The organism is Mycobacterium kyorinense (genome assembly GCF_002101735.1).
GTDB lineage: Bacteria > Actinomycetota > Actinomycetes > Mycobacteriales > Mycobacteriaceae > Mycobacterium > Mycobacterium kyorinense.
In genome coordinates this window covers 35,321-57,247 of the sequence record NZ_LQPE01000034.1, presented here as the reverse complement: position 1 = coordinate 57,247, position 21,927 = coordinate 35,321, and the positions used below count along the sequence as shown (strand labels likewise).

The following is a 21,927-nucleotide window of genomic DNA, read 5'->3' as shown; positions in this document are numbered from 1 at the left end:
GATGCGGGAGGAGCTACTCATGCCGGAAGTGGAACTTCACCACGACGGGCACCCGAAATATCGCCGGATGGTGCGCTTCGACTGGGAGAACACCCCGCTGCACTGGGTTCCCGGCGACCCGTTCTCGACGCACATGATCAATGTGCTGCACCTGCTGTTGCCCGAGGGCGAGCGCCATTTCATCAAGGCGGTCCTCGAGGCGTCGTCACTGGTCGACGACCCCGACCTCGAGGCGGCGATCAAACCGTTCATCCAGCAGGAGTCGTGGCATGCCTGGGCGCACCAGGTGGTGCTCGACCATCTGGCCGAGCAGGGCATCGACACCGCGCCGTACACCGACCGGCTCCGACGGGCGCTGTCGATCACCCTGGGTGATCCGCCGAGCTTCTTCCCGCCGGCGCTGAAACGGCGGTGGCTGTATCGGCGGTTGGCCGATGTCGCCGCGCTGGAACATTTTACCGCCGTGCTGGGCCAGTGGGTTTTGCAGAACCGCGGCCTGGACTACGCCCGCGCCGACCCGGTGATGCTGGATCTGCTGCGCTGGCACGGCGCCGAGGAGGTCGAGCACCGCTCACTGGTCTTCGACGTCTATCAGAACGTGTGCGGAAGCTATCTGATCAGGGCGCTGTCGATGCTGATGACGGCGCCGGCGTTCGTGGGCTGGTGGATCGCGGGGGCGCGCTACCTGATGGCCCACGACCCGACCGTCGACCAGAAGTGGCGCTGGCGGGACTGGCTGCGGGCGGCCCGCCAGTACCGGCTGCCCGGTCCGTGGAACATCCTGGTGACCCTGCCGTTTCGGTATCTGCGGCCCAGTCATCACCCAGGCCCCGAAGCGTGCACCGAAATGGCGGTCGCCTACCTCGAGTACTCGCCGGCAGCCAAGGCCGCCCGTGAACGAGCCCACGCCGGAAAGGCCGCGCTGCGATGAAGGTTTCCGTGGACCTCGACACCTGCGACGGCAACGGCGTCTGCATGAGCTTGTGTCACGAAGTGTTCGACGTGCGAGAAGACGGCCTTCATCTACTCCAGGACGAGCCGCGGGACGAGCTGCGCGGACAGTTGAAGGCCGCCGAAGTGTCGTGTCCCACCCAGGCAATCACAGTGGAGGACTGACGTGATGCTCAAGCACGTGGTCGTCGTCGGCGCCGGCGTGGCCGGCACCCGGGCGGCCGAATCGCTGCGGCAGCAGGGCTACGACGGCAGCCTCACCATCGTCGGCGCCGAACGGCATGCTCCCTACCACCGTCCACCGCTGTCGAAGAAGCTGCTCAGCGGCCAGGTGCACCGGGCGGGCATCGACCTCGCGCCCCAGTTCGACCTCGACGCGCGGGTGCTCAGAGGCGTCACGGCGCTCAAGCTGGATCTGGCCTCGCGAACCGTCCACCTGCGCGATGCCAACCAGGATTTCTCCGTACAGTTCGAAGGTCTGGTGATCGCGAGCGGCGCGAACCCCCGCCCGTGGCCGGGCGGCTCCGTTCCCGACGGGGTGCTGCTGCTCCGCACCGTCGACGACTGCCTGGCCATCCGAGAGCGACTCGGCCGGCGGACTCGTGTCGTGGTGGTCGGCGGTGGATTCATCGGCGCGGAGGTGGCCGCGACGTGCCGGTCAATGGGGCTGGGCGTGGTGCTGGTCGAAAAGGCCGACAGCCCGCTGTTGGCTGCGCTCGGCAAGGAGCTGGCGCCGCGGTGGGCCGAGCTGCATCGTGACCACGGCGTCGACGTCCGGCTTGGCGTGAGCGTCGACGCGTTCGTGGGTGATGGCCGGGTCGAGGCGGTTCGGCTCACCGATGGTTCGCTGGTCCCGGCGGACGTCGTCATCGTCGGCTTGGGTGTGACGCCCGCGACCGACTGGCTGGACGGCTCGGGGTTGCGCGTCGACGACGGAGTGGTCTGCGACGCGACGGGCGCGGCCGAAGGTGGCACCGATGTCGTTGCTGCCGGCGATGTCGCGCGGTGGTGGCATCCGCTGTACGAACGCCACCTGCGCACCGAACACTGGGATCACGCCGGGCGACAGGGCGCGGCCGCGGCACGAACTCTGTTGGCGGGCCGCGACGCCGCCGAGGCCTACGCCGAAATTCCCTACTTCTGGTCCGATCAATACCATGTCAAAGTCCAAATGCTCGGCGTCCCAACGGGTTACGACGTGCTGGAAATCGTCGAAGGCGCCCCGGACGCGTGGGAGTTCGTCGCCGCATACGGACGCGACGGGCGCACGATCGCCGTGCTGGGAACGATCCCGAATCGGGTGCACGCCTATCGCGACGCCATTGCGAAACGTGCCGAATTCCCGCCGAACCGACCGGATTAGACAACTGACTAATAACTAAGACCGCCACGGGGTCTCGCGCAGAACACTAAAGTGCTCTGCGTGGGCAGAAACGTGTTGGCCAACGGGCGGGGCCGCTGGCTGGCAATGGCTGCCTTGCTCGTCGTCTCCGGCGCCATGCTGTATGCCCAAAGCACCGAGACTCCGTGCTGCGCTAGGACTTCGGCCGCGGCCCAGGCCGCCAAGCCGAGTGCGCCGACAACCGCGCCGCACGCCAACGATCCGGTCAAGCCGCACATCGCCACGCCCGCCGAAGTCGACATGCTGGCGGCAAGCGCACCCGCCACCGCCCAGAACTTTCAACTCGCGTTGCCCGCCGGCGTCGCACCCGAGCAAGGGTTACAGGTCAAGACGATTTGGGCGGCCCGGGCGATCAGCGTGTTGTTCCCGCAGATCAAGACCATCGGCGGGTACCGCCAGGACGCCTTGAAATGGCATCCCAACGGGCTGGCGATCGACGTGATGATCCCGAACTATCACTCCCCCGACGGCATCGAGCTCGGCAACCAAATCGCCGGGTATGCCTTGGCGAACGCCAAACGATGGGGGGTGCTGCACGTGATCTGGCGACAGAAGTTCTACCCGGGCATTGGCGCGCCGAGTTGGACCGCGGACTACGGCAACGAAACCCTCAACCACTACGACCATGTCCATATCGCCACCGACGGCGGCGGATATCCGACCGGACACGAAACGTATTACATCGGCTCGATGAGCCCCACGCCGCCGCAGTGACCGATTCCTGACCCTTTGCGGGGGGTTTGCGGGCCTATCCGAAAGTGGTAGTCACAGTGGTGGCGGTGCGTGAGGACGAAAGGACCCGCAGTGAACGAAGAACAACGCAACCTGATGGCGTCGGGGCGTGGCTTCATCGCCGCACTGGACCAGAGCGGCGGCAGCACGCCCAAGGCCTTGAAGCTCTACGGGATTCCGGAGGACGGGTACCACACTGAGGAGCAGATGTTCGATCTGATCCACCAGATGCGGGCGCGGCTCATGTCGAGTCCCCGTTTCACCGCCGACAAGATCCTGGCAACCATCCTTTTCGAGCAGACCATGGACCGCACCATCAGCGGCGAGGACACCGCGGCGTTTCTGTGGAAGCAGAAGCACATCGTGCCGTTCGTCAAAGTCGACCAAGGCCTCGACGACGCCAAATACGGTGTGCAGCTGATGAAGCCGATGACCAAGCTCGACTCGTTGTTGGAGCGGGCCCTCGAGAAGGGGATCTTCGGCACCAAGATGCGCTCGTTCGTCTCCGAGCCGAACGAAGCGGGGATCAAGGCCATCGTCGACGAACAGTTCGAGTACGGGCACAAGATCGCCGAGCGTGGACTCATGCCGATCCTCGAGCCCGAGGTGAGCATCAAATGCCCCGACAAGGCCAAAGCGGACAGCATGCTGGTGGAGGCGCTCAAGGCGAAGCTCGACGAGCTCGACTCGGACAGGCAGGTGATGCTGAAGCTGACGCTGCCCGACGAGAACGACCTGTATGCGCCGCTGATCGAACACCCTCGGGTCCTGCGCGTCGTGGCGTTGTCCGGGGGCTACAGCCTCGCCGAAAGCTGCACCATCCTGGCCCGCTGCCACGGGCTCATCGCCAGCTTCTCCCGTGCCTTGACCGAAGGGCTGACGGTCGACCAGACCGACGAGGAATTCGACGAGAAGCTCGGCTCGAACATCGACGAGATCTACCGCGCCTCGCTGACCTGAGCGGCGTTGACTCTGCGTCCACCAGGCAAGCTACTCGCACTTTTGCTTGGTGGACGCAGAGTCAGTGTTAGGTTCGACCGCGACGCGAAGGAGGCGCAATAGTGAGTTCGGGCTTATTCGGTTACCTGACCGTCCTCAGCTTCTTGTTGGCGTTGGTGTTCGTCGCCTTAGCTTCTGTAGCCGTCAAGCGGATGGCGGATCGCACCCCTACTCCGATCAGCGAGGAGATAGGCAGTGCTAAAGCGGTGATGGCCAAAGTGCGTAAGCGCCAACCGATGTCGCGGGACGAGGTGGACTACGCGAAGCAAATCGTCGCCGACCGTAGCTCCTTGCTGGCGTTCTGCATCCCCGGTGCTTTGTTCATGGTGGGCTGTTTTTACGTGTTCGGCAGCCTTTACCACTTGCACGGAGCGACGCCGTCCGAGCGGACGTTTCTCGGGGTGTTCCCCATGTTGGCCGCGATCAACTTCACGATTCGGATGCTGCGAAGCGCAGCGTTGAAAGGCCGCCTGCAGAAGATGTCGTAAGGCATTCCGGCAGCCGGGTCCCGACAGACTTTGGCCCCGTGTAGACAATTAGGTACATCACCGTCTACTATCTGCGTTTGGCCTGAGTGCGGGAGCGAGGGGACACGACGTGCGGACCGAGTTCCGAAGGTGATCGAGTGAGCCCTCGTTCCGTCGGCCGGACCCTCTTGGCGCGAGCCTGGATGCCCTTGGTTGCCGTCGTTGCGGTCGGCGCGGGAGCGGTGGGCATGTGGAAGGTGCACCAGTTCTCCGCTCCCCCACCCGTCATCACGGTCAACGGCCCGGCAGCGCCCGAGCAGACCACGCCCAAACAGCTCACGTATGAATTGTTCGGCTCCGTCGGCGACGGCGGGATGCTCGTCTACTTGGACATCGACGGACATCCGCATCAGGTTGAGCTGACGACATTGCCGTGGTCGCACACGGAGACGACGACGCTGACGGTGGTGTCCGGCAGCATCTCGGCGCAGGTTCATGGTGGCCAACTCGGCTGCCGCATGTTGGTGAACGGGGTTGTCCGCGACGAACAATCCGACACCCACGAGGACGCGCACGTCATGTGCAGGGTGAAATCCGCATGAGCGAGCACCGGGCGAGACGACCTTTCGTGCCGCGAATGGTCCGCGTCCTTGCAATACCGATCATCGCTTTTTGGGCGCTGCTCGCCGTGTCGACCAACACCTTTATGCCGCAGGTCGAGCGCGTCGCAGAAGAACTCGCGGGGCCGATGGTCCCGCACTACGCGCCGTCGCAGCGGGCGCTGCTTCGCATCGGTGAGAAGTTCCACGAGTCCAATTCGACCAACTTGACGATGCTCGTGTTGGAAGCCAACCGGCCGCTGGGCGATGTGGACCATCGCTACTACGACGACTTGGTGCGCCGACTGAAGCAAGATCCCAAGCACGTGCAGTACGTCATGGATCTGTGGGGCAAGCCGATCACCGCGGCGGGAGCGCAGAGTGTAGACGGCAAAGCCGCGTACGTGCTGCTGCGTCTCGCCGGCGACATCGGTCAGATGCAAGCTAATCAATCCGTTGCCGCCGTTCGCGATATCGTCGCCAAGGATCCGGCGCCTCCCGGGCTGCGGGTCTATGTCAGCGGCGCGGCGCCGCTCGCCTCGGACACCGTGGCTATTGCCAATTCAAGCCTGAACAACATCACGATCGTGACGATCATCCTCATCGTCACGATGCTGCTGCTGGTGTACCGCTCCCCGAGCAACGTGCTGGTGCCCCTGCTCGGGGTTCTGATCGAGATGCTGGTCGCCAAGGGAGTTATCGCGACCCTCGGACATTTGGGCTACATCGAACTCTCGTCGTTCGCGGTGAACATCGTCGTCGCGCTGACCCTGGGAGCCGGAACCGATTACGGCATCTTCCTCATTGGTCGCTATCACGAGGCGCGACAGGCCGGCGAAAGCCGAGAGGACGCCTTCTACATTGCCTATAAGGGCGTAACGCCCATCATCATCGGCTCGGGCCTGACGATCGCCGGCGCGTGTTACTGCCTGACATTCGCGCGGCTCAACTACTTCCACACCATGGGACCCGCCGTTGGGATCGCGATGCTGTTCACCATCGCGGCAGCGCTGACGCTCGGCCCGGCCATCTTGACCGTGGGCAGCCTCTTCGGCCTCTTCGACCCCAGAGAAAAGGCCAAGGCGACGTTGTATCGGCGGATCGGGGCGAGCGTGGTGCGCTGGCCGGTGCCGATCCTCACGGCCAGCGCCGCTGCCGTCATGTTCGGGGCGATCTTCGTGCCGACCTACCGGCAAAACTACGATGATCGGCAGTACCAGCCGCACGCTGCCCCCGCCAATCAGGGGTTCGCGGCGGCCGATCGGCACTTCCCGAAGAGCAAGCTGTTCTCCGAGATGCTGATGGTCGAGACCGATCACGACATGCGCAACTCGGCCGACTTCATCTCATTGGACCGGGTGGCGAAGAGTCTGATTCGTCTTCCCGGCGTAGCGATGGTGCAAAGCATCACCAGGCCTCTGGGCCGGCCATTGGAACACGCCACGCTGCCCTACTTGTTCACCACGCAGGGCAGCGGCAACGGTCAACAGCTGCCGTTCAACAAGCAGCAGAACGCGAATACCGACCAGCAGGCTCAGATCACCGCCCACTCCGTCGAGGTCTTGCGGAAAGAGATCGTCTACTTCCAGAACATGTCCGATGAGTTGCACCAGACGGTTCTCACCGTGGAGGATCTGCAGCAGATCACCGACGAAATGAACTCGGAAATCTCGAATCTCGACGATTTCTTCCGGCCGATCAAGAGCTACTTCTATTGGGAGAAGCACTGTTTCGACATCCCCATCTGCTGGGCATTCAGATCGTTGTTCGATGGCCTCGACAACATCGACCACCTGGCCGCCGATATCAAGGACGCCAGAACCTCGCTGGAAGCTGTGGACAGGATCTTGCCGCAAGTCATCACGCAGCTGAAACTCACGGCCGACGACTCGGAGGCTTTGGCGTCTCTTCTGGTCAGCACGTACGGCCAGTCGGCTCTGCAGTCCACGCAGACCGACCAGACGTTCGACGACTTGATCAATGTCGGCCTCGACTTCGACCGGTCCCGCAGCGACGACTTCTTCTACATCCCCCGTGAAGGTTTCGACAACGACGACGTCAAGACCGGCATGCAACTGCTGATGTCGCCGGACGGCAAGGCCGCTCGGTTCATCGTCACCCACGAGGGCAACGCGATGGGTCCCGAAGGCGTACAGCATGTCGAGCAATTCCCGGGGGCGATAACCACGATCTTGAAAGAGACGTCGTTGGCCGGCGCAAGGGTTTACATCGGCGGCTCCGGATCCAACGACAAGGACATCAAGGAATACGCCGCGTCGGATCTGCTGATCGTGGCGATCGCCGCCTTCGTGCTGATCTTCTTGATCATGTTGTTCCTCACGCGAAGTCTGATGGCCGCCTTGGTGATTCCCGGCACGGTGGCGTTCTCGTATGCCGGAGCCTTCGGGCTCTCCATACTCGTCTGGCAGCATCTCATCGGCCTGCCCGTGCACTGGCTGGTGCTGCCGCTGACGTTCATCATCCTGGTGGCGGTGGGTTCGGACTACAACCTGCTGTTGATCGTCCGAGTCAAAGAGGAGCTGCACGCCGGGTTGAACACCGGCCTGATCCGCGCGCTCGGAAGCACCGGTGGTGTAGTAACTTCCGCGGGTTTGGTGTTCGCGTTCACGATGCTTGCCATGCTCACAAGCGATCTGCGAACGATCGGTCAGGTGGGTTCGACCGTCTGCATCGGTCTGCTGCTCGACACGCTGATCGTGCGCTCGTTCGTCGTGCCGTGCGTCCTGCGAATCCTCGGGCCGTGGTTCTGGTGGCCCACGCTGGTGCGCTCCCGACCGCTGCCAGTGCGCTAACTGGCGGATTAACCGCTGCCGTTGAGTGCGGACAGATAGGAGCCGGGTTCTGGGAGCAGATGTCGGCCGTCGAGCAGAACACGGACGCCGATGTGGCCGGTGGAGGTCGTGTGGGGCGCCTCGATGACAACCGACGTGGTTATGGGAAGCGCAAGAAACTGGGTGACGAAGGGCATCGAGTCCGACAGGTCCCAGACGGTTTGCGACAGCCACTTTCCGTGGTCATGGCCACGCCGGCAGCAAACCCTCCAGCCGCAGGAAGCCGGGTCGTCGATTTCTGCACGGCTGAGCAGCAGCGCGGGAATCGTCTCGTTCACGCATTCGGCGACAGCGGCATATTGATCCTCAGCCGGGAACGACAACCGTTTCGTCAGGCCGAGGCTTGCCGCGACTTCTTTCTGGTACCACAGGTCACGCAGGGTTAGCTCGACGTGTTCTTCCCAGCTGTCGACGTCGACGCGTTCTTGCAGTCCCAGCATCCCGTCGGCGCGTTCGACGACGCGCAGAGTCCGCCACCCGACCCGGATCGTCTGACCCGCTTCGAAACGTGTGCCCGCTGCAATGGAATCTTGCAGATCATCCAATATCCACTGCACCAACGAATCCTGCATGCCAGGTATGGGCGGTGTGGTGATGCAGGCGACGATATCGGGGTGCCCGTGCTGATCGCCGGTCATGGTGCGATACAGGCCCTCGCCGAACCGGCCGATCGCAAAGTGCGCTTTAGGAGCGGCCGCGGATGCGGGCTGTGGACCGAAATGCATCCCGTCATCCGGGGTCAGCATCGTGTCCTTGTAGGCCACGTCGGCCACCACGCCGCCGGCCGGGTCTACTCGACGGCGTTCGATGATAAGGCCGGTTTCTGGTGGCAGAGCAAGGAATTGGGTGACAAACGGGAGCGCCACCGCAAGCCGAAACAATTCCATAAAGGACCAGTCAGAGTGATCGTGCTCATCTCCACAGCTGATCGCCCACCCACCGTGTTGCGGCGAGTCCGGACCGAGACGGTTGAGAATCAACGTTGACGCGTCGAATACACAGGACTGGACGGCTGCGATCTGATCCTCGGCAACGGAGTCCGGTTCTTCCGGCAAGCCAAGTTTCGCGGCCGCCTCCAGCTGCCACCACAAGTCGCCGAGCGCCTGATCCACATGGTCCTGCCACACATCCTCGGCGACTCGCTCCTCCAGGCCGAGGGTGCCGTCACCGCGTTCGATCACCCGCAGCCCCCGCCAACCAATGCCGACTGATTGTCCGGCCACAAACCGAGTGCCACCCGCCACCGCGTTCTGAAAGTGGTCCAAAATCCAGCCCACCGTATTCGGCGTTGGTGGTTCGTCTTTGAAAACCAGCGTGAATTCCGGATGCCCGGAATCGGCGCACGTTGCGGTACGGAAGATCTGCACCTGTCGTTTCTAGCAGTCGGGTGGACGGCTACACCCGGTGTCCGAGGGTTAGTGTGCTTGCGTCGGCCTCCGAACAAGCCGATAGAAAAGTTGAGCAAGTCATGACCGCACCAGCAGAGGCGTCGGCGATCGAATCGCGGGTCGGCCACTACTACCAGATGGACTACCCCTACCTGGTGGGCCGCGAGAAAGTTCGTGAATACGCGCGCGCAGTACAGGACTATCACCCCGCACACTGGGATGTCGCCGCCGCGGCAGAACTGGGCTACTCGGGTCTGGTGGCGCCGCTGACCTTCACGTCAACGCCGGCCATGGCGTGCAACCGGCGCATGTTCGAATCGGTGGTCATCGGCTACGACACCTACATGCAGACCGAAGAAGTCTTCGAGCAGCACCGCCCGATCGTGGCCGGCGACGAGCTGCGGATCGACGTCGAACTGTCGTCGGTGCGCAGGATCGCCGGCCGAGACCTGATTACCGTGACCAACACCTTCACCGACACTGCCGGCGAGCGGGTGCACACCCTGCACACCACCGTCGTCGGCCTCACCGCCGAGGACGTCGATCCGGCGATCAAGACGGCCGCGCAGAAGGCGATGATGCACGACGTCGACATCGCCGCGATCGGCGAAAACGATGAGGCCTACGAGAAGACGGTGCGCCCCGAAGGCGAGATTCACATCGCCGACGGCGGCTTGACCCGAACGCCGGGGACGCCGTCGTTCGACGAGGTGAAGGTCGGCGACGAGCTGCCGGTGCACCACACCCGGCTGTCCCGGGGTGACCTGGTCAACTATGCCGGCGTGGCCGGCGACGCCAACCCGATCCACTGGGATGAAGCTATCGCCAAGCTCGCCGGGCTGCCCGATGTGATCGCGCACGGGATGCTGACGATGGGTTTGGGTGCCGGCTTTGTGTCCGCATGGTCGGGCGACCCCGGCGCGGTTACCCGCTACGTGGTCCGGTTGTCCGCGCCCGCGATTGTGTCGGCCAAAGAGGGCGCAGACATCGAGTTCAGCGGCCGGGTCAAGTCGCTGGATCCGGAAACCCGCTCCGGTGTCGTCATCGTCGGCGCCAAGTCTGCCGGCCGGAAGATCTTCGGCCTGGCGACCGTGAACATCCGCTTCCGCTGACCCGATGGTCGGGCCGGTGTCGCGCCCAATCCGTCGAAACGCTAATTTCCTGACGTGATGTCCTCAGCTATTAGCGCAGTCGCGCGGTGGATCGCTCCCTTCCTGATGGTTGCGGCCTTCGTTGCCCACCCGGTGCAGGTCCCGTCGATCCGCTTGGCCAGCAACGACAACCCCCTGGCCGGCAAGCCGTTGTATGTCGATCCGGCATCGAAGGCCATGCGCGCCGCGCAAGGCGCCAATCCGCCCAGTCCGGAACTGACGGCCATCGCGAACACGCCGCACGCCTACTGGATGGACCAGGCGTCTAATCCCGCGGTGGACGCGAAGTACATCGCGGGGGCGCAGGCCGCCGGCGCCGTGCCGATTCTGGCCCTCTACGGAATCCCGCATCGTGACTGTGGGAGCTTCGCTTCGGGCGGATTCGGGTCGGCCGCCAGCTACCGAGCGTGGATCGACGGCGTCGCATCCGCGATTGGCACCGGCCCCGCCGCGGTCATCCTCGAACCCGATGCGTTGGCCATGGCCGACTGCTTGTCGGCCGACCAGCGTCAGGAGCGCTTCGAGCTGATCCGGTATGCCGTCGACACGCTGACCCGCGACCCGGCCGCGGCCGTCTACATCGACGCCGGGCACTCGCGCTGGATCAACGCCGACGAGATGGCCGCCAGGCTCAACCAGGTCGACGTGGCCAAGGCGCGCGGATTCAGCCTCAACACCGCCAACTTCTTCGCCACCGACGAGGAAATCGGTTACGGCGAAGCGATTTCGGGGCTGACGAACGGATCGAACTACGTGATCGACACGTCGCGCAACGGCGCCGGTCCCGCCGGCGGCGAACTTTATTGGTGTAACCCGACCGGCCGCGCACTGGGTACGCCGCCCACCACGGCGACGGCGGGCGCACACGCCGACGCCTATCTCTGGATCAAACGCCCGGGCGAATCCGACGGGTCGTGCGGCCGCGGAGAACCCCAGGCCGGCACCTTCGTCAGCCAGTACGCGATCGACCTTGCCCGCAACGCTGGCCACTAATTGGCTTTAACAGTTCACAGCCCGGCGGTGAGCCGCCACAGCGCGCTGCGGTCGACGGAGTCGGAGCGGTCTAGCGGACTGATCACGATGTCGGTGGCACCCGCATCCCGATACCGACGCAGCTGACGCGCAACAGCTTCCTCGGTCCCGATCGCGGCAAGGTCGACCACACTGGCGATGCCTTCACGGGCGATGACATTGCGGTACGACGGGATGGTCTCGTAGAAGCTCAACTGTTGCGCGGCAATGGTGCGCGCGCTGTCGAGGTCCTCGGACAACAATGTCGGCACGGCGGCGATGATGCGCGGCGTCGGTCGCTCCGCTTCAGCCGCAGCCTTGGTGATCGTCGGCACGATGAATTCCTCGAGAGTCCGAGGGCCCGCCAGATAGGGCAAGGTCCCGTCGGCCAGTTCTCCGTTGACCTGCAACGCCTTTGGGCCCATCGCTGCCACATACACCGGGATCGGGGTGCCCCCCGCAACCTGCACCGGCCAGGAAGGGCTGGCGCTCAGTTCACTGCCGTGGAAATCGACGCCGGCGGTGTCGAACACCGACCGCAGGATGGACAGATGCTCGCGTAACCGCGTGATGGTGTTGGGCCAGGCCGTGCCGAAGGTCTGGCGCTCGATCTCTTTGGCGCCCAGCCCGAGCCCCAGGCTGAAGTTGCCGTGCGGGGCGGCCTGCGCCGTCTGCGCCAACGAGGCGACGATCAGCGGATGGCGGGGGTTGATCGGCACCACAGAGGTGCCCACGCCCAATCCGGGCACGGCAGCTCCGATGAGCGCAGCAAGCGTGATCGCGTCGTAGTTCAGCTGCTGGGCCAACCACACTTGGGCAACGCCGAGCTCGTGGGCTTGCGTGGCCTGGGCGATGACGTCGTCGACGAGGTTAGGAGCATCGGGACGGGCGAAGAGGATGATTCCGGTAGGCATACCCGCCACGAACGCACGCAATCCGCTGGTCATTCCTGCCGAATCTCGATGATCGAAAGTTGCGAGGCGGCGTAGCGTCTCTGGTGTGCAGAAAAGGCGGTCTCGGCGGGCAGTAGACCCGCTGCTGCCGCAGTATCCGATCGAATCGGTCGACAAGGCGTTACGGCTGATCCTGCTATTGGGGGAACGACCCGAGATCCGGTTGAGCGAGGCGACGCGGTATTTGGGCGTCGCGTCGTCGACTGCGCACAGGTTGCTGGCGATGCTGGCCTACCGCGGCTTCGTCCGCCAAGATCCGGTCTCGAAGGTCTATCACCCGGGCCCCGCTCTGACGAGCGTTGCGTTTGCGATTCTGGGTCGCATCGACATCGAGGCAACGGCGAAGCCGGTCATGCGTCGACTCGCTGAACGGCTGCGCGAGTCCGTGCACATCGGAATGCTCGACGGTGCCGCGGTTCGATTCGTCGCCGCCGTCGAAGGCCCAACCGCCGTGCGTGTCGCGTCGCGCCTTGGCCTGACCATGCCGGCGCACTGCACTTCGACCGGTAAGGCGATGCTCGCCCAACTGTCCGACGACGAGATCGGGCGACTGTACCCACAGGAAGATCTAGAACAAATCACGCAGCATTCGATCGGTAGCCGAACCGAATTGGTCAACGAAATTCGCCGCATCCGCCAACGGGGCTACGCGGTCAACCGCGAAGAAAGCGAGGAAGGCGTTGCGTCACTTGCCGTCCCGATTCCCACGCGGGCGCCTGGACTGCGATTGGCCCTCAACGCTGCTGCACCGACACACCGTCTCAAGGCGTCCCAATATCCGATGGTGGTCGCGGTTCTAGTCGAGGCCGCCAAGGAGATCGGCGATCGCACGGAATGAAAAACCTGTCACGGCATCGCGATTCGTGCGACTTCATGGCGCCAGGCCGCATCGGCGGTGAACGCCGGTCCGAGGTCGGGCAGGTCCGCCCAGTCCCGCTCATCGATCTCGCGTAGCGTGCCGCCCGCCGCGCGCACTCGCAGCGACATGCGCGCCAATTCATCGAGACTGATGGCCTGCAGCACCGCCTCCGCGGCGGTGGCTGCGGCGCTGACGATTCCGTGGCCTCGGCAGATCACCACGGGCCGCTCGCCCATCGCGGCGACCATCTCCCTGCCGAGTTCGGCGCTGCGGATGAGCACCGCACGTTCGTAGACGGGTACGCCGCCGCGTGCCAGCCACGCACCCGGGATGTCGAACGCGCCGTAGATCGGTTGGATGGTGATCCCGGCAAGATCGGCCGCCACGACGGCCGGCGGATGCAAGTGCGCGACCGCGCGGCGGTGCGGCGCCGCCAGCAGGGTTTCGGTGTGGATAGGAAGCTCGTTGGGCACCCGATAGCCGTCGAGTTCGCCTGGTGCGCCGGCGGTTCCGTCGAAACGCACGAGCCGCACATCCTCAGTCCGGGTGAAGGCCACGCCGTTATCCGCATCACTGCGACAGCGGATCAGCAAGTGTTGGTCGTCGACGCGAAGGCTGATGTGGCCCAGGACGCCGTCAACCAGTCCGCGTGCCGCTGCGACCCGACATGCTTCGGCGACCAATGCACGTCGAGCATCCAGGTTTGCGGTGGGGGTCATGGTGCACCCATGCCGAAGCCGCCGTCGGGGTGGGTGGTGCCGGCGGTGATGCCCCGGGAGCGGTCCGACGCCAGGAACACGTAACTCCACGCGTGGTCTTCGGCGGAGAGCGCAACGTTGAGCGGGCTGCGGGCGGCCAGGTCGCGCGCGCGGTTGGGGGTGTCGTCGAGCCGGATATCGTTGAGCGACAGGCTCTTCAGGCCACGAAGGTCGGTGTTCAGGGTACCGCCCGGTGCCACACCGTTGACCCTGATCTGCGGCGCCAACTCGTACGCGAGCGTGGTGACCAGGCCACGCACGGCGAACTTCGACGAGACGTACAGCACTCCGCCGCGGCCGGGATAGAACGACGATGCCGACTCGGTAAGCACGATCGACGCGCCGGCCTGGGCTCGCAGCGCGGGCACCGCGGCCTTGACCGACTGCAGATGGCTCAACACATTGGTGCGGAACATTTCATCGAATGCCTTGCTGAGTTGGTCGGCGTCGATGTCGGTAATCCCTTTGTAGAAATCGAAGATCCCGACGCAGTTGACCAGCGTGTCGAGTCCGCCGAAGCCCTCGACCGCGGTGCTGACCGCATGCTCGTTGGCCTTTCGGTTGGTCGCGTCACCCTCGACTACCGGCACGTCGGGCAGTTCCTCGCGCAGCGCCTCACACTTTCGGCGGTCACGCTCGAGCACAGCGACCCGCGCGCCCTCGGCACGAAAGGCGTCTACGACTGCCCTGCCGATGCCCGAACCCGCGCCGACGACGAGGGCCCGCTTGCCATCGAGCCATCCGGTCATGGCGCATTGTCTTCGGCAGGGAGCAGCGGTCGGTACATGTTGCCCACCATCGCCGCCAGAGTACGGGTGTTCTGCCATGTCAACGCCTCGACCTCGAGCGCGTCGAGGCTGATCCACTGTCCTGACTTGGGCGACGTGATCAGCAGCCGCGATCCGTTTCGCGTGTCAACGCGACGCACTTGCACTTCTGTGAATTCGTTTGCGATCGTGAGCGGTTCACCGATCGTGCCGTCCAAGAGTTGGGCCAGCTGCCGCGCGGCGTGGGTCATAAGAACACCGCCAGGTTTTGCATGCGGATCACCGACTCGTCGATCAAGATGGTGCGGCGCGCCAACTTCCAGCCCGTACCGCCGCGGCGCAGCAGGTCTTCCCGCCCGCAGGACAGCAACGCTGCCTCGTTGACGTCACCTCGGCTGCGGTACAACAGTTCGGCGGATTCGACGATCAGGTGGGCGTCGTCATCGGTGGCGAACGTCCGCACGTTGGTGATGTAGTGCCGCAGTCGCGACGGTGGATCCTCGGTCCAGGCGTGCTCGGTGAGGAACCGTGCCACTCGTCGGCTCAGCGAGTACTTGTTGTCGTCGAAATGAGCCATTCCGGGCGAGGTGTCAAATCCAGCGCCGCGCGCGGTGGTGACCCGGACCGGCATGTGGTAGTGAATGTCGTCGGTGACCAAGTCCAGCCATTCATCGTACTGCTGGGCGTCGAGAAGATAGGCTTCGTCGACCAGGAACTGGTGCGCTTGCAGGTGCCGTTCGTCGTTGAACGGCAACGGCTTTCCCACTCGCTGCTGGCGCGGTGCGTGACCGCCCAGGACGGCTTGTTCGGAATATGTCTGGTTGGGCCCGCCGCGACGGTAGCCAGGCCGGACTGGCTGCTCGGTGTTCGTCATGACTGCGTCACCGTCTCCTTCGTGATGGTCTGTACAAGCGGAGCGACGCCGTCGGGATTGTGGGTTCCGATTTCGGTTCGGCGGTCCGACACCGGGGGCAATTCGAGATGGTCGGCCCACAATCGCAGCAGAGCCCGTTGGTTGTGCTCGCTGTAGCCCACGCGTGCCTCGCCCGGACCGTGAAACGCGTTGGGCGGTAACGGATCCACGACCGGCCGGTCATCGGCGAGCAGACCCATGCGGCTGTTCAGGCGGAGCCGACGTGCCATCGGGCCGGCGGCGGTGTTGGTGAGCGAGACCCAGTTCTCGACGTCATCCTGCTCGAACATCCCGGTCGAGCCGAAGCACATGAGGTAGGCCTTGTAGGAGTTTTTCTTGTACTGCTCGGGCGCCGCCGAGTCGACCGCGAACCAGGAATAGACCTCGGTCTCGTGCTCGTTGATCGGCTGCCACATCCGGATTGATATGAACGGCAACGCGTCTTCGCCGTCTTCCACCTTGGGCCAGTTGTGCACAAAGCTGAGGTTCGGAAAGCATGATGCGGCGGAAATCATGAAGCCGTCGTCGCCGACCACTTGCTGCTGCTCGGTGGTCCAGAGTCCTTTGATCCGCTCGATCATGTCATCGGTGTAGCCGACGTAGCGCATCCGTTCTTCGAACGTTCCGGGAGGAAGTTTGTAGGTGGTTCCTCCGCCCCGATGGGCCCAGTAGGTTGCCCCGTCCTTGCGTTTTTCGGCCTTAGGCTCCCGGAATAGACCGATCTCCACGACCGATGCGTGGGTCTGCGGAGTGTGGTACATGTCGCCGGCGAAGTTTTCGACACCGATTTTCCAGTTCGCATTGATCCGCCACCGTTGCGGGCCACGAACTTCCAGCCCTTGCCTGCTCTGCCTGGTGTAGAAGTCCAGATAGAACCGGAAGTCGCCAAGGTAGTCCTCGAGCGGAGCCGCGTCGGGGTCCATGCTGATGAAGATCAGCCCGTTGTAGCTGGCCAAATTTGGTGCCGGCAGCAGGGTTTGACCTTTTTTCTTGAACCCTTCCTCACCACCGTAGGCATCGTGGTGGAACGGCAAACCGAGGATCCTGCCGTCGTTGCGGTAGGACCAGCCGTGGTACGGGCAACGGAAATTCGACGCGTTGCCCATCTCGGCGCGGCACACCTGCATCCCGCGGTGCAGGCACATATTAAACAAGGCACGCACATCACCTGTTGAATCACGGGCGATGATGAACGAATCGTTCAAGACCCGTCGCACCACATAGTCGCCGTCCTGCGGGATCTCGGACTCATGGGCCACGAACAGCCAGGCGCGGCTAAAGAGCCGCTCCTTTTCGAGTTGGAAGATTCCAGCGTCGTTGTAGATGTGCGCCGGGATCATCCCGCGGCGGACATCGTCGAAAACCTGATCAGCCATAACGCGACTCTTCCACGCCTTCTCTGTACAGCAGAAAGGTTGAACCTTGTTACAGAAAGGCAGCTTAGGACTTTTGGCGAGAATCCGGCAATGACTTCTCTGCTATACAGAGACAATTATTCTGCGTGGCCATGTTTTCAACGCAGATCGGCGGGCCGATGGAGTAGGACGACGAACGGATGCATGCCTCCGAGCGCGCCGAGCGCGTCGTCGGATCCCGGGGCGTTGTCGGAACGGCGGTTCCGCCCGACCGGCTGCCCGCCATCGCGGATTTCTTTCAGTACATCGGCGAACGTTGGACGCTTTCTGCCGTCCACTGTTCCGGCATCCGCTCCCCGAACACCAGGACCCCCAGCAGAGCAAGGACGAAGCGACGCAGCTCGGGTACCTCTTTCGAGAGTTGATATTCGGTGAGGCGATCAACGCTGCCGTGCACCAAGCCGCTGCGTACCTTGTAGCGACCGTGGAAGTAGTCCTTCGGCTTCTGACCGGCAAAGCGCTCTGTCCCAAGGCAGCTGACCAGTTGGCGGGCTCTGCGCCCAATCGGGTCGAACTTGTCGTCCTCCAGCGCTTCCGCGACGTCTTGACGTAAATCGTCATCGATGTTGGTCATCTCATTAAGACTCTGCTTGAGCGCGTCGATCGCTTCAGCAATATCGTGTGGAGCCGCTTCGCGCGGCGGCAACAGCGCTTCAATCGCGGTAACTAACAGGATGAAACTCGTTTCGGGGTTGTCCTCGAAGTACGCCGCGTGCACCAGCCCGTATGCCAACGACTGCTGCGAACTTAACTCGTAGTTACGACTAATGATCCAGGGCAATGCATAGCTCACCAACCCATGCAAGCCCCGCATGACATAGCCTTCAGCGAACAATCCGCCTGACCCAGTTCGCTTATCGGTTTCGAACACGAGCAGGCCTGGGTCATCCCGCAAACGGCGCTGCGTAGGGCTCTGGTAGTAAGGCGTGCCGAAGCCCTGGTGAACTGGCTCGTCGGCGGATCCAATCTTGATGCCAACCAAGTAGTGAGCGAACGCGATTGTGAGGTGGTTCCGCCACGCAATACCAGCCTTGTGGGCCGCCTCGAACGTTGGAAAATCCCGTCCCGTAAGGCGAAGCTCCAGTGCGCCTTGTATCGGCTCGCCTTCGGCCGGACCGCATAGCTCCACCACACCATCCAGGCCGTCATTGGCCAGAACAACGCTTGTCACTTCCACGTTGGCCGTCTCCGGGTTGGGTTCCCCCAACAGGCCTGCACTGGCTGCGCCGCTCAGTACCAGTCGGTTGTGAAACGAGTACGTCACGCTAGCGATGCTGCCACCCTCAATACGACATACGGTGTGTCAAAGATGGGAATTCCGCCATGTGGGATGGGAATCTACAAGCACCCGTGGCTGCTCCGGCGTCGTCATCACTACTACTACTACTACCGCGCCATATTGGCAAATCTTGACAGATGCAGCTGGTGCGCGACCGTCACGGTCTTCGTCGGCCCATTGCGGTGCTTGGCAATGATCAAGTCGGCCTCACCGCCACGGGGGTCGTCACGCTCAAACGCATCCGGTCGGTGCAGCAGGATAACCATGTCGCTATCCTGTTCCAAACTATTGTGTGCGCTTATCCCGTTTGCGACGAAATTGTGTGTGTCACTTACGGTTCCGTCGTAGACATCCATCTCGCCAAGGCTCGTAATCTCGACGATCTGATCCCAGAACACATCGTTTACGGCCAAGGCGTGAATCTCGCGGTCTTCGAGCAATGCCGCGGCACGGTGCAACCGGGAACGGCTCGGTGCGTGCTTCCACATGGTGGATCCGCAGAACTGGGTACCCATGGCGGCAGCGAACTGCCGATGCGTCATCTGTCTGCTGATCAGCGACGCCTTTACCTGTGCCCAGACCTCTTTGGGGACTGTATCCAGGTTGGTGTTGCGGACGATCCCGTCGAGTTGGGCAAGGACCTCCTGTGCAGCAACCGCTTTGACGCCGTGTACGCTGACGTGTCGAAGGAACCGCGTCTGATTCTCAGCGCCGTAGATGTGCAGGTGCCATGAGTCGCGGTACCCGGCTTTCAGCACGCGCTTGATGCGCGAGAAAACGCCGACCCTCAGCAGAAGTGCGGCTACGTCATCAACCAGACGCCGGCTTGTCGACGCATAGTAAATCCGCCCCATTCCGAGCTTGTCGTCCCACCGCACCGAACCATCCGTCGCCCAGAGGTGGCGCAGGAACAACGCCACTTGATCGTTCGGCAGCTTGAAAACCTGTTGCGGCACGTACTTTTCGTGGCTGCGCAATCCAAATAATCCCAGCTCGTCCAGCCACCCGGCAATCGGGTTACGCCGCCGGTGCGTCAAGTGATACGGTGCCGGGAGCCGCAGCGTCGTCACCCGCGCCGCCGGGTATTCATCGCGGATCGCTGTCACCCCGAAGTGCGCCGCCGAAATCGTCACCGCAACCAGGTTGGCCTCGTCGACCGAGGCATACCGGATCGGCTGGTTCTTCACGAACGAGCCGTCGCCGATCATGTGCGCGAGCAGGACCACCTCGGAATCGGCCATCCGTTGCGTCTCGACGGGTTCGGGGACCATCCGTGGTACCGCAAGGCGATCGCCGACCTTCAGCTCCCCCAGCGGCGTCCAGCCGTCGAGCGTCATGAACGGATGGTTGGCCGTCGCCTCGACCTCGCGCCCCGAGGCCAGCCGAAGCCGGAACACCTCCTTGCGCCCACTTGGGAACACGTTGGTCATCGGCCGGGCCACCATCCGCAGCCGCTCATCGAGCGACCACACCAGCGGCCGCTCACCCGTGCGCATCAGCTCACCGAATGTCACCTCAGAGCCGGTATCGGCCCGCAGGATTCGGGTGTTCGCGGTGAGGCAGCCCGACTCGCGAAGGTCCGCGAGCATCGGCTTCTTGTCCGTGCGCTGCTCCGGCCCGCGGTTGAGCTGGCTGATCGCGATCACCGGAACCTCGAGCTCCTTGGCCAAAAGCTTTAAATGCCGGGAGAATTCGGAGACCTCGACCTGACGTGACTCGAACTTCTTTCCCGAGGTCATCAGCTGCAGGTAGTCCACCACGATCAGTCGCAGATCGGCTTTTTGGCGCAACCGCCGCGCCTTGGCGCGGATCTCCATCATGGTCAGGTTCGGCGAGTCGTCGATATACAGTGGCGCCTCGCTGATTTCGCTCATCCGCCGCGCCAGCCGCGTCCAGTCGTCGTCGCTCATCCGGCCCGACCGCATATCGGACAGCTTGATTTTCGCCTCGGCCGACAACAGCCGCATCACGATCTCGGACTTGCTCATCTCCAGCGAGAAGATGACGCTGGCCATCCGGTGCTTGATCGAGCAGGACCGCATGAAATCCAGCCCGAGCGTGGAGTTGTGCGTCGGCACCATCCCGCGGCCGGCCAGATACAGCTGCGCGGCGTTGTCGACCTGAACACAGCGCACCGGAACGCTGCGCACCCGTCGCACCGCGTCCAGCTGCAACACCGGCGCCATCAGCGTCGCGCCGCCCTCTGCGTACCGCCCGATCGAGCCCGCACCGGCGATTGTGTCCAGACCACAACGCAATTGGGCCGTGGTGCGGATCCCGTAACCCGTCGGCCACTGGTGATCGGCGTCGGCGACGATGGCCGTGCCGTCGGAGAACTCGACCTCGTAGCAGGGCCGCTCCAGCATGACCTCGGTGGCCGCCACCACCCGGGTCGGCTGCCCGTCGGCGCCCAGCAACACATCACCGACAGCGACGTCGCCCATCGTGGTCCAGCCGGTCGGGGTCGACAGCGGGGTGTTGAGCGCCAGCGCCTTCCCCACACCGGGCCGGGCCGCGATGATGATCATCTGCCCGGGATGCAGCCCATTGGTCACCTCGTCGAGTTCGGTGAACCCGGTCGGCACCCCGCGCGCCACCCCGCCGTTGGACGCGATCGCGTCGATCTCGTCCATCGTGGGCTGCAGCAGATCCTCCAGCGGGACGAAATCCTCGGACAGACGCCGATCGGTCACGTCGTAGATCTCGGCCTGGGCCCGGTCCACCACCTCGGCGACATCGGCGCCCTCCGCGCCTGCATAGCCGTACTGCACCACCCGGGTGCCCGCCTCGACCAGCCGCCGCAACAGCGCCTTCTCCGCGACGATGCTCGCGTAGTAGCCGGCGTTGGCGGCCGTGGGCACGGTCGAGATCAGGTCGTGCAGGTAGGGCGCGCCGCCGATCCGGCGCAGCAAACCGCGCCGATCCAGCTCGGCCGCCACCGTCACCGCGTCGGCCGGCTCACCGCGGCCATACAGGTCCAGGATGGCGTCGTAGATGTTCTGATGCGCGGGGCGGTAGAAGTCACCGGGCCGCAGCCGCTCCAGCACGTCGGCGATGGCGTCCTTGGAGAGCAGCATCCCGCCCAGCACCGACTGCTCGGCGGCGAGGTCCTGCGGCGGTTGGCGGCCGAAGTCTTCGCTGGGGGTGTCCATGCCCGGCTGACCGAGGTCGTCGACGACCGCCATGAGCTCCCCACCTCCCTCGGCACATCGCTCGAACGTTCATTCGAGATCTGGTGATTCGACGTTAAGTCAAGCCACCGACACCGCCTCGCGACGGGTTGACGCTAAAGGTTGCTGGCAAGGCTTCCAAACGGTGTTGTTCATGAAGCTGTGCATCGGGTGTGCATATCCGTCGGCCCCTGTGTTGAGGCGGGTGTGGAAAACCTGTGGAGCACTGTCGAGGGTTACCGCATTTCTGCAGATAAGCGC

20 protein-coding genes are annotated in these 21,927 nt (G+C 63.8%); 11 read left to right on the top strand and 9 right to left on the bottom strand.

Annotated features, from left to right (window positions below):
• The first annotated feature begins 19 nt into the window (after positions 1-19).
• From AWC14_RS06365 to AWC14_RS06330, 8 genes are all read left to right on the top strand, one after another.
• Positions 20-931, top strand: coding sequence for a metal-dependent hydrolase (locus tag AWC14_RS06365; protein WP_045380346.1), 912 nt, complete (start codon positions 20-22; stop codon positions 929-931).
• Entirely contained in the window at positions 928-1,116 is a 189-nt protein-coding gene (locus tag AWC14_RS06360; protein WP_045380343.1) for a ferredoxin, read from the top strand. Before AWC14_RS06365 ends, AWC14_RS06360 begins: the two co-directional genes overlap by 4 nt.
• Positions 1,117-1,120: 4 nt before the next feature.
• Positions 1,121-2,314, top strand: a complete 1,194-nt coding sequence (locus AWC14_RS06355) for an NAD(P)/FAD-dependent oxidoreductase (protein WP_045380471.1) — start codon at positions 1,121-1,123, stop codon at positions 2,312-2,314.
• A gap of 105 nt (positions 2,315-2,419) precedes the next feature.
• Positions 2,420-3,067: a VldE C-terminal domain-containing protein gene (locus AWC14_RS06350; RefSeq protein ID WP_428838951.1), complete on the top strand. Its 648-nt coding sequence runs from the start codon at positions 2,420-2,422 to the stop codon at positions 3,065-3,067.
• A gap of 90 nt (positions 3,068-3,157) precedes the next feature.
• Positions 3,158-4,045, top strand: coding sequence for a fructose bisphosphate aldolase (locus AWC14_RS06345; protein ID WP_045380338.1), 888 nt, complete (start codon positions 3,158-3,160; stop codon positions 4,043-4,045).
• A gap of 101 nt (positions 4,046-4,146) precedes the next feature.
• Complete coding sequence (locus AWC14_RS06340; protein WP_045380335.1) at positions 4,147-4,572, top strand: hypothetical protein; 426 nt, start codon at positions 4,147-4,149, stop codon at positions 4,570-4,572.
• Positions 4,573-4,754: 182 nt separating this feature from the next.
• A complete protein-coding gene (locus AWC14_RS06335) occupies positions 4,755-5,153 on the top strand; it encodes an MmpS family transport accessory protein (protein WP_045380331.1) in 399 nt (132 codons plus the stop codon).
• A 35-nt stretch (positions 5,154-5,188) separates the two neighbouring features.
• Positions 5,189-7,963, top strand: coding sequence for an MMPL/RND family transporter (locus AWC14_RS06330; RefSeq protein WP_193393794.1), 2,775 nt, complete (start codon positions 5,189-5,191; stop codon positions 7,961-7,963).
• Positions 7,964-7,971: 8 nt separating this feature from the next.
• Here the strand turns inward: AWC14_RS06330 and AWC14_RS06325 are convergent, their stop codons facing one another.
• Positions 7,972-9,369 (bottom strand): hypothetical protein, encoded by a 1,398-nt coding sequence (locus tag AWC14_RS06325; protein WP_045375666.1) that lies wholly within the window; start codon positions 9,367-9,369, stop codon positions 7,972-7,974.
• Positions 9,370-9,470: 101 nt separating this feature from the next.
• Here AWC14_RS06325 and AWC14_RS06320 point away from each other — a divergent pair, with 101 nt between their 5' ends.
• Together AWC14_RS06320 and AWC14_RS06315 are read left to right on the top strand one after the other, a co-directional pair.
• On the top strand, positions 9,471-10,502 hold the full coding sequence (locus AWC14_RS06320) for a fused (3R)-hydroxyacyl-ACP dehydratase subunits HadA/HadB (protein ID WP_045375665.1): 1,032 nt from the start codon (positions 9,471-9,473) through the stop codon (positions 10,500-10,502).
• 54 nt (positions 10,503-10,556) lie between these two features.
• A complete protein-coding gene (locus AWC14_RS06315) occupies positions 10,557-11,534 on the top strand; it encodes a glycoside hydrolase family 6 protein (RefSeq protein WP_082632477.1) in 978 nt (325 codons plus the stop codon).
• A gap of 14 nt (positions 11,535-11,548) precedes the next feature.
• Here the strand turns inward: AWC14_RS06315 and AWC14_RS06310 are convergent, their stop codons facing one another.
• Entirely contained in the window at positions 11,549-12,466 is a 918-nt protein-coding gene (locus AWC14_RS06310) for an LLM class F420-dependent oxidoreductase (protein ID WP_045375672.1), read from the bottom strand.
• Between the two features lie 85 nt (positions 12,467-12,551).
• On the opposite strand from AWC14_RS06310, the gene AWC14_RS06305 reads away from it, so the two are divergent.
• Positions 12,552-13,343, top strand: a complete 792-nt coding sequence (locus AWC14_RS06305) for an IclR family transcriptional regulator (protein WP_045375663.1) — start codon at positions 12,552-12,554, stop codon at positions 13,341-13,343.
• 8 nt (positions 13,344-13,351) lie between these two features.
• Here the strand turns inward: AWC14_RS06305 and phtC are convergent, their stop codons facing one another.
• The 7 genes from phtC to AWC14_RS06270 form a co-directional block, all read right to left on the bottom strand.
• Positions 13,352-14,083, bottom strand: coding sequence for a 3,4-dihydroxyphthalate decarboxylase (gene phtC, locus AWC14_RS06300; RefSeq protein ID WP_045375661.1), 732 nt, complete (start codon positions 14,081-14,083; stop codon positions 13,352-13,354).
• The gene (gene hcaB / locus AWC14_RS06295; RefSeq protein ID WP_045375659.1) at positions 14,080-14,871 is read right to left on the bottom strand and encodes a 3-(cis-5,6-dihydroxycyclohexa-1,3-dien-1-yl)propanoate dehydrogenase; all 792 of its coding nucleotides are present in this window, start codon (positions 14,869-14,871) and stop codon (positions 14,080-14,082) included. Before hcaB ends, phtC begins: the two co-directional genes overlap by 4 nt.
• Complete coding sequence (locus AWC14_RS06290) at positions 14,868-15,140, bottom strand: hypothetical protein (protein ID WP_045375657.1); 273 nt, start codon at positions 15,138-15,140, stop codon at positions 14,868-14,870. The genes hcaB and AWC14_RS06290 overlap by 4 nt, the downstream gene beginning before the upstream one ends.
• Positions 15,137-15,763: a 3-phenylpropionate/cinnamic acid dioxygenase subunit beta gene (locus tag AWC14_RS06285; protein WP_081968031.1), complete on the bottom strand. Its 627-nt coding sequence runs from the start codon at positions 15,761-15,763 to the stop codon at positions 15,137-15,139. The genes AWC14_RS06290 and AWC14_RS06285 overlap by 4 nt, the downstream gene beginning before the upstream one ends.
• On the bottom strand, positions 15,760-17,178 hold the full coding sequence (locus AWC14_RS06280; RefSeq protein ID WP_045375656.1) for an aromatic ring-hydroxylating dioxygenase subunit alpha: 1,419 nt from the start codon (positions 17,176-17,178) through the stop codon (positions 15,760-15,762). The genes AWC14_RS06285 and AWC14_RS06280 overlap by 4 nt, the downstream gene beginning before the upstream one ends.
• A gap of 277 nt (positions 17,179-17,455) precedes the next feature.
• The gene (locus tag AWC14_RS06275) at positions 17,456-18,481 is read right to left on the bottom strand and encodes a hypothetical protein (RefSeq protein WP_045375654.1); all 1,026 of its coding nucleotides are present in this window, start codon (positions 18,479-18,481) and stop codon (positions 17,456-17,458) included.
• 122 nt (positions 18,482-18,603) lie between these two features.
• Positions 18,604-21,681 carry a replicative DNA helicase gene (locus tag AWC14_RS06270; protein ID WP_085241017.1) on the bottom strand — a complete coding sequence of 1,026 codons (3,078 nt, stop codon included), beginning with the start codon at positions 21,679-21,681 and terminating at the stop codon, positions 18,604-18,606.
• Between the last annotated feature and the right edge of the window lie 246 nt (positions 21,682-21,927).

Excerpts from the sequence above, each read along its gene's own strand:
- AWC14_RS06365 (WP_045380346.1), top strand. The coding sequence starts at position 20 with ATGCCGGAAGTGGAACTTCACCACGACGGGCACCCGAAATATCGCCGG.
- AWC14_RS06360 (WP_045380343.1), top strand. The coding sequence starts at position 928 with ATGAAGGTTTCCGTGGACCTCGACACCTGCGACGGCAACGGCGTCTGC.
- AWC14_RS06355 (WP_045380471.1), top strand. The coding sequence starts at position 1,121 with ATGCTCAAGCACGTGGTCGTCGTCGGCGCCGGCGTGGCCGGCACCCGG.
- AWC14_RS06350 (WP_428838951.1), top strand. The coding sequence starts at position 2,420 with ATGGCTGCCTTGCTCGTCGTCTCCGGCGCCATGCTGTATGCCCAAAGC.
- AWC14_RS06335 (WP_045380331.1), top strand. The coding sequence starts at position 4,755 with ATGCCCTTGGTTGCCGTCGTTGCGGTCGGCGCGGGAGCGGTGGGCATG.
- AWC14_RS06330 (WP_193393794.1), top strand. The coding sequence starts at position 5,189 with ATGGTCCGCGTCCTTGCAATACCGATCATCGCTTTTTGGGCGCTGCTC.
- AWC14_RS06320 (WP_045375665.1), top strand. The coding sequence starts at position 9,471 with ATGACCGCACCAGCAGAGGCGTCGGCGATCGAATCGCGGGTCGGCCAC.
- AWC14_RS06310 (WP_045375672.1), bottom strand. The coding sequence starts at position 12,466 with ATGCCTACCGGAATCATCCTCTTCGCCCGTCCCGATGCTCCTAACCTC.
- phtC (WP_045375661.1), bottom strand. The coding sequence starts at position 14,083 with ATGACCCCCACCGCAAACCTGGATGCTCGACGTGCATTGGTCGCCGAA.
- hcaB (WP_045375659.1), bottom strand. The coding sequence starts at position 14,871 with ATGACCGGATGGCTCGATGGCAAGCGGGCCCTCGTCGTCGGCGCGGGT.
- AWC14_RS06290 (WP_045375657.1), bottom strand. The coding sequence starts at position 15,140 with ATGACCCACGCCGCGCGGCAGCTGGCCCAACTCTTGGACGGCACGATC.
- AWC14_RS06285 (WP_081968031.1), bottom strand. The coding sequence starts at position 15,763 with ATGACGAACACCGAGCAGCCAGTCCGGCCTGGCTACCGTCGCGGCGGG.
- AWC14_RS06280 (WP_045375656.1), bottom strand. The coding sequence starts at position 17,178 with ATGGCTGATCAGGTTTTCGACGATGTCCGCCGCGGGATGATCCCGGCG.
- AWC14_RS06270 (WP_085241017.1), bottom strand. The coding sequence starts at position 21,681 with ATGGCGGTCGTCGACGACCTCGGTCAGCCGGGCATGGACACCCCCAGC.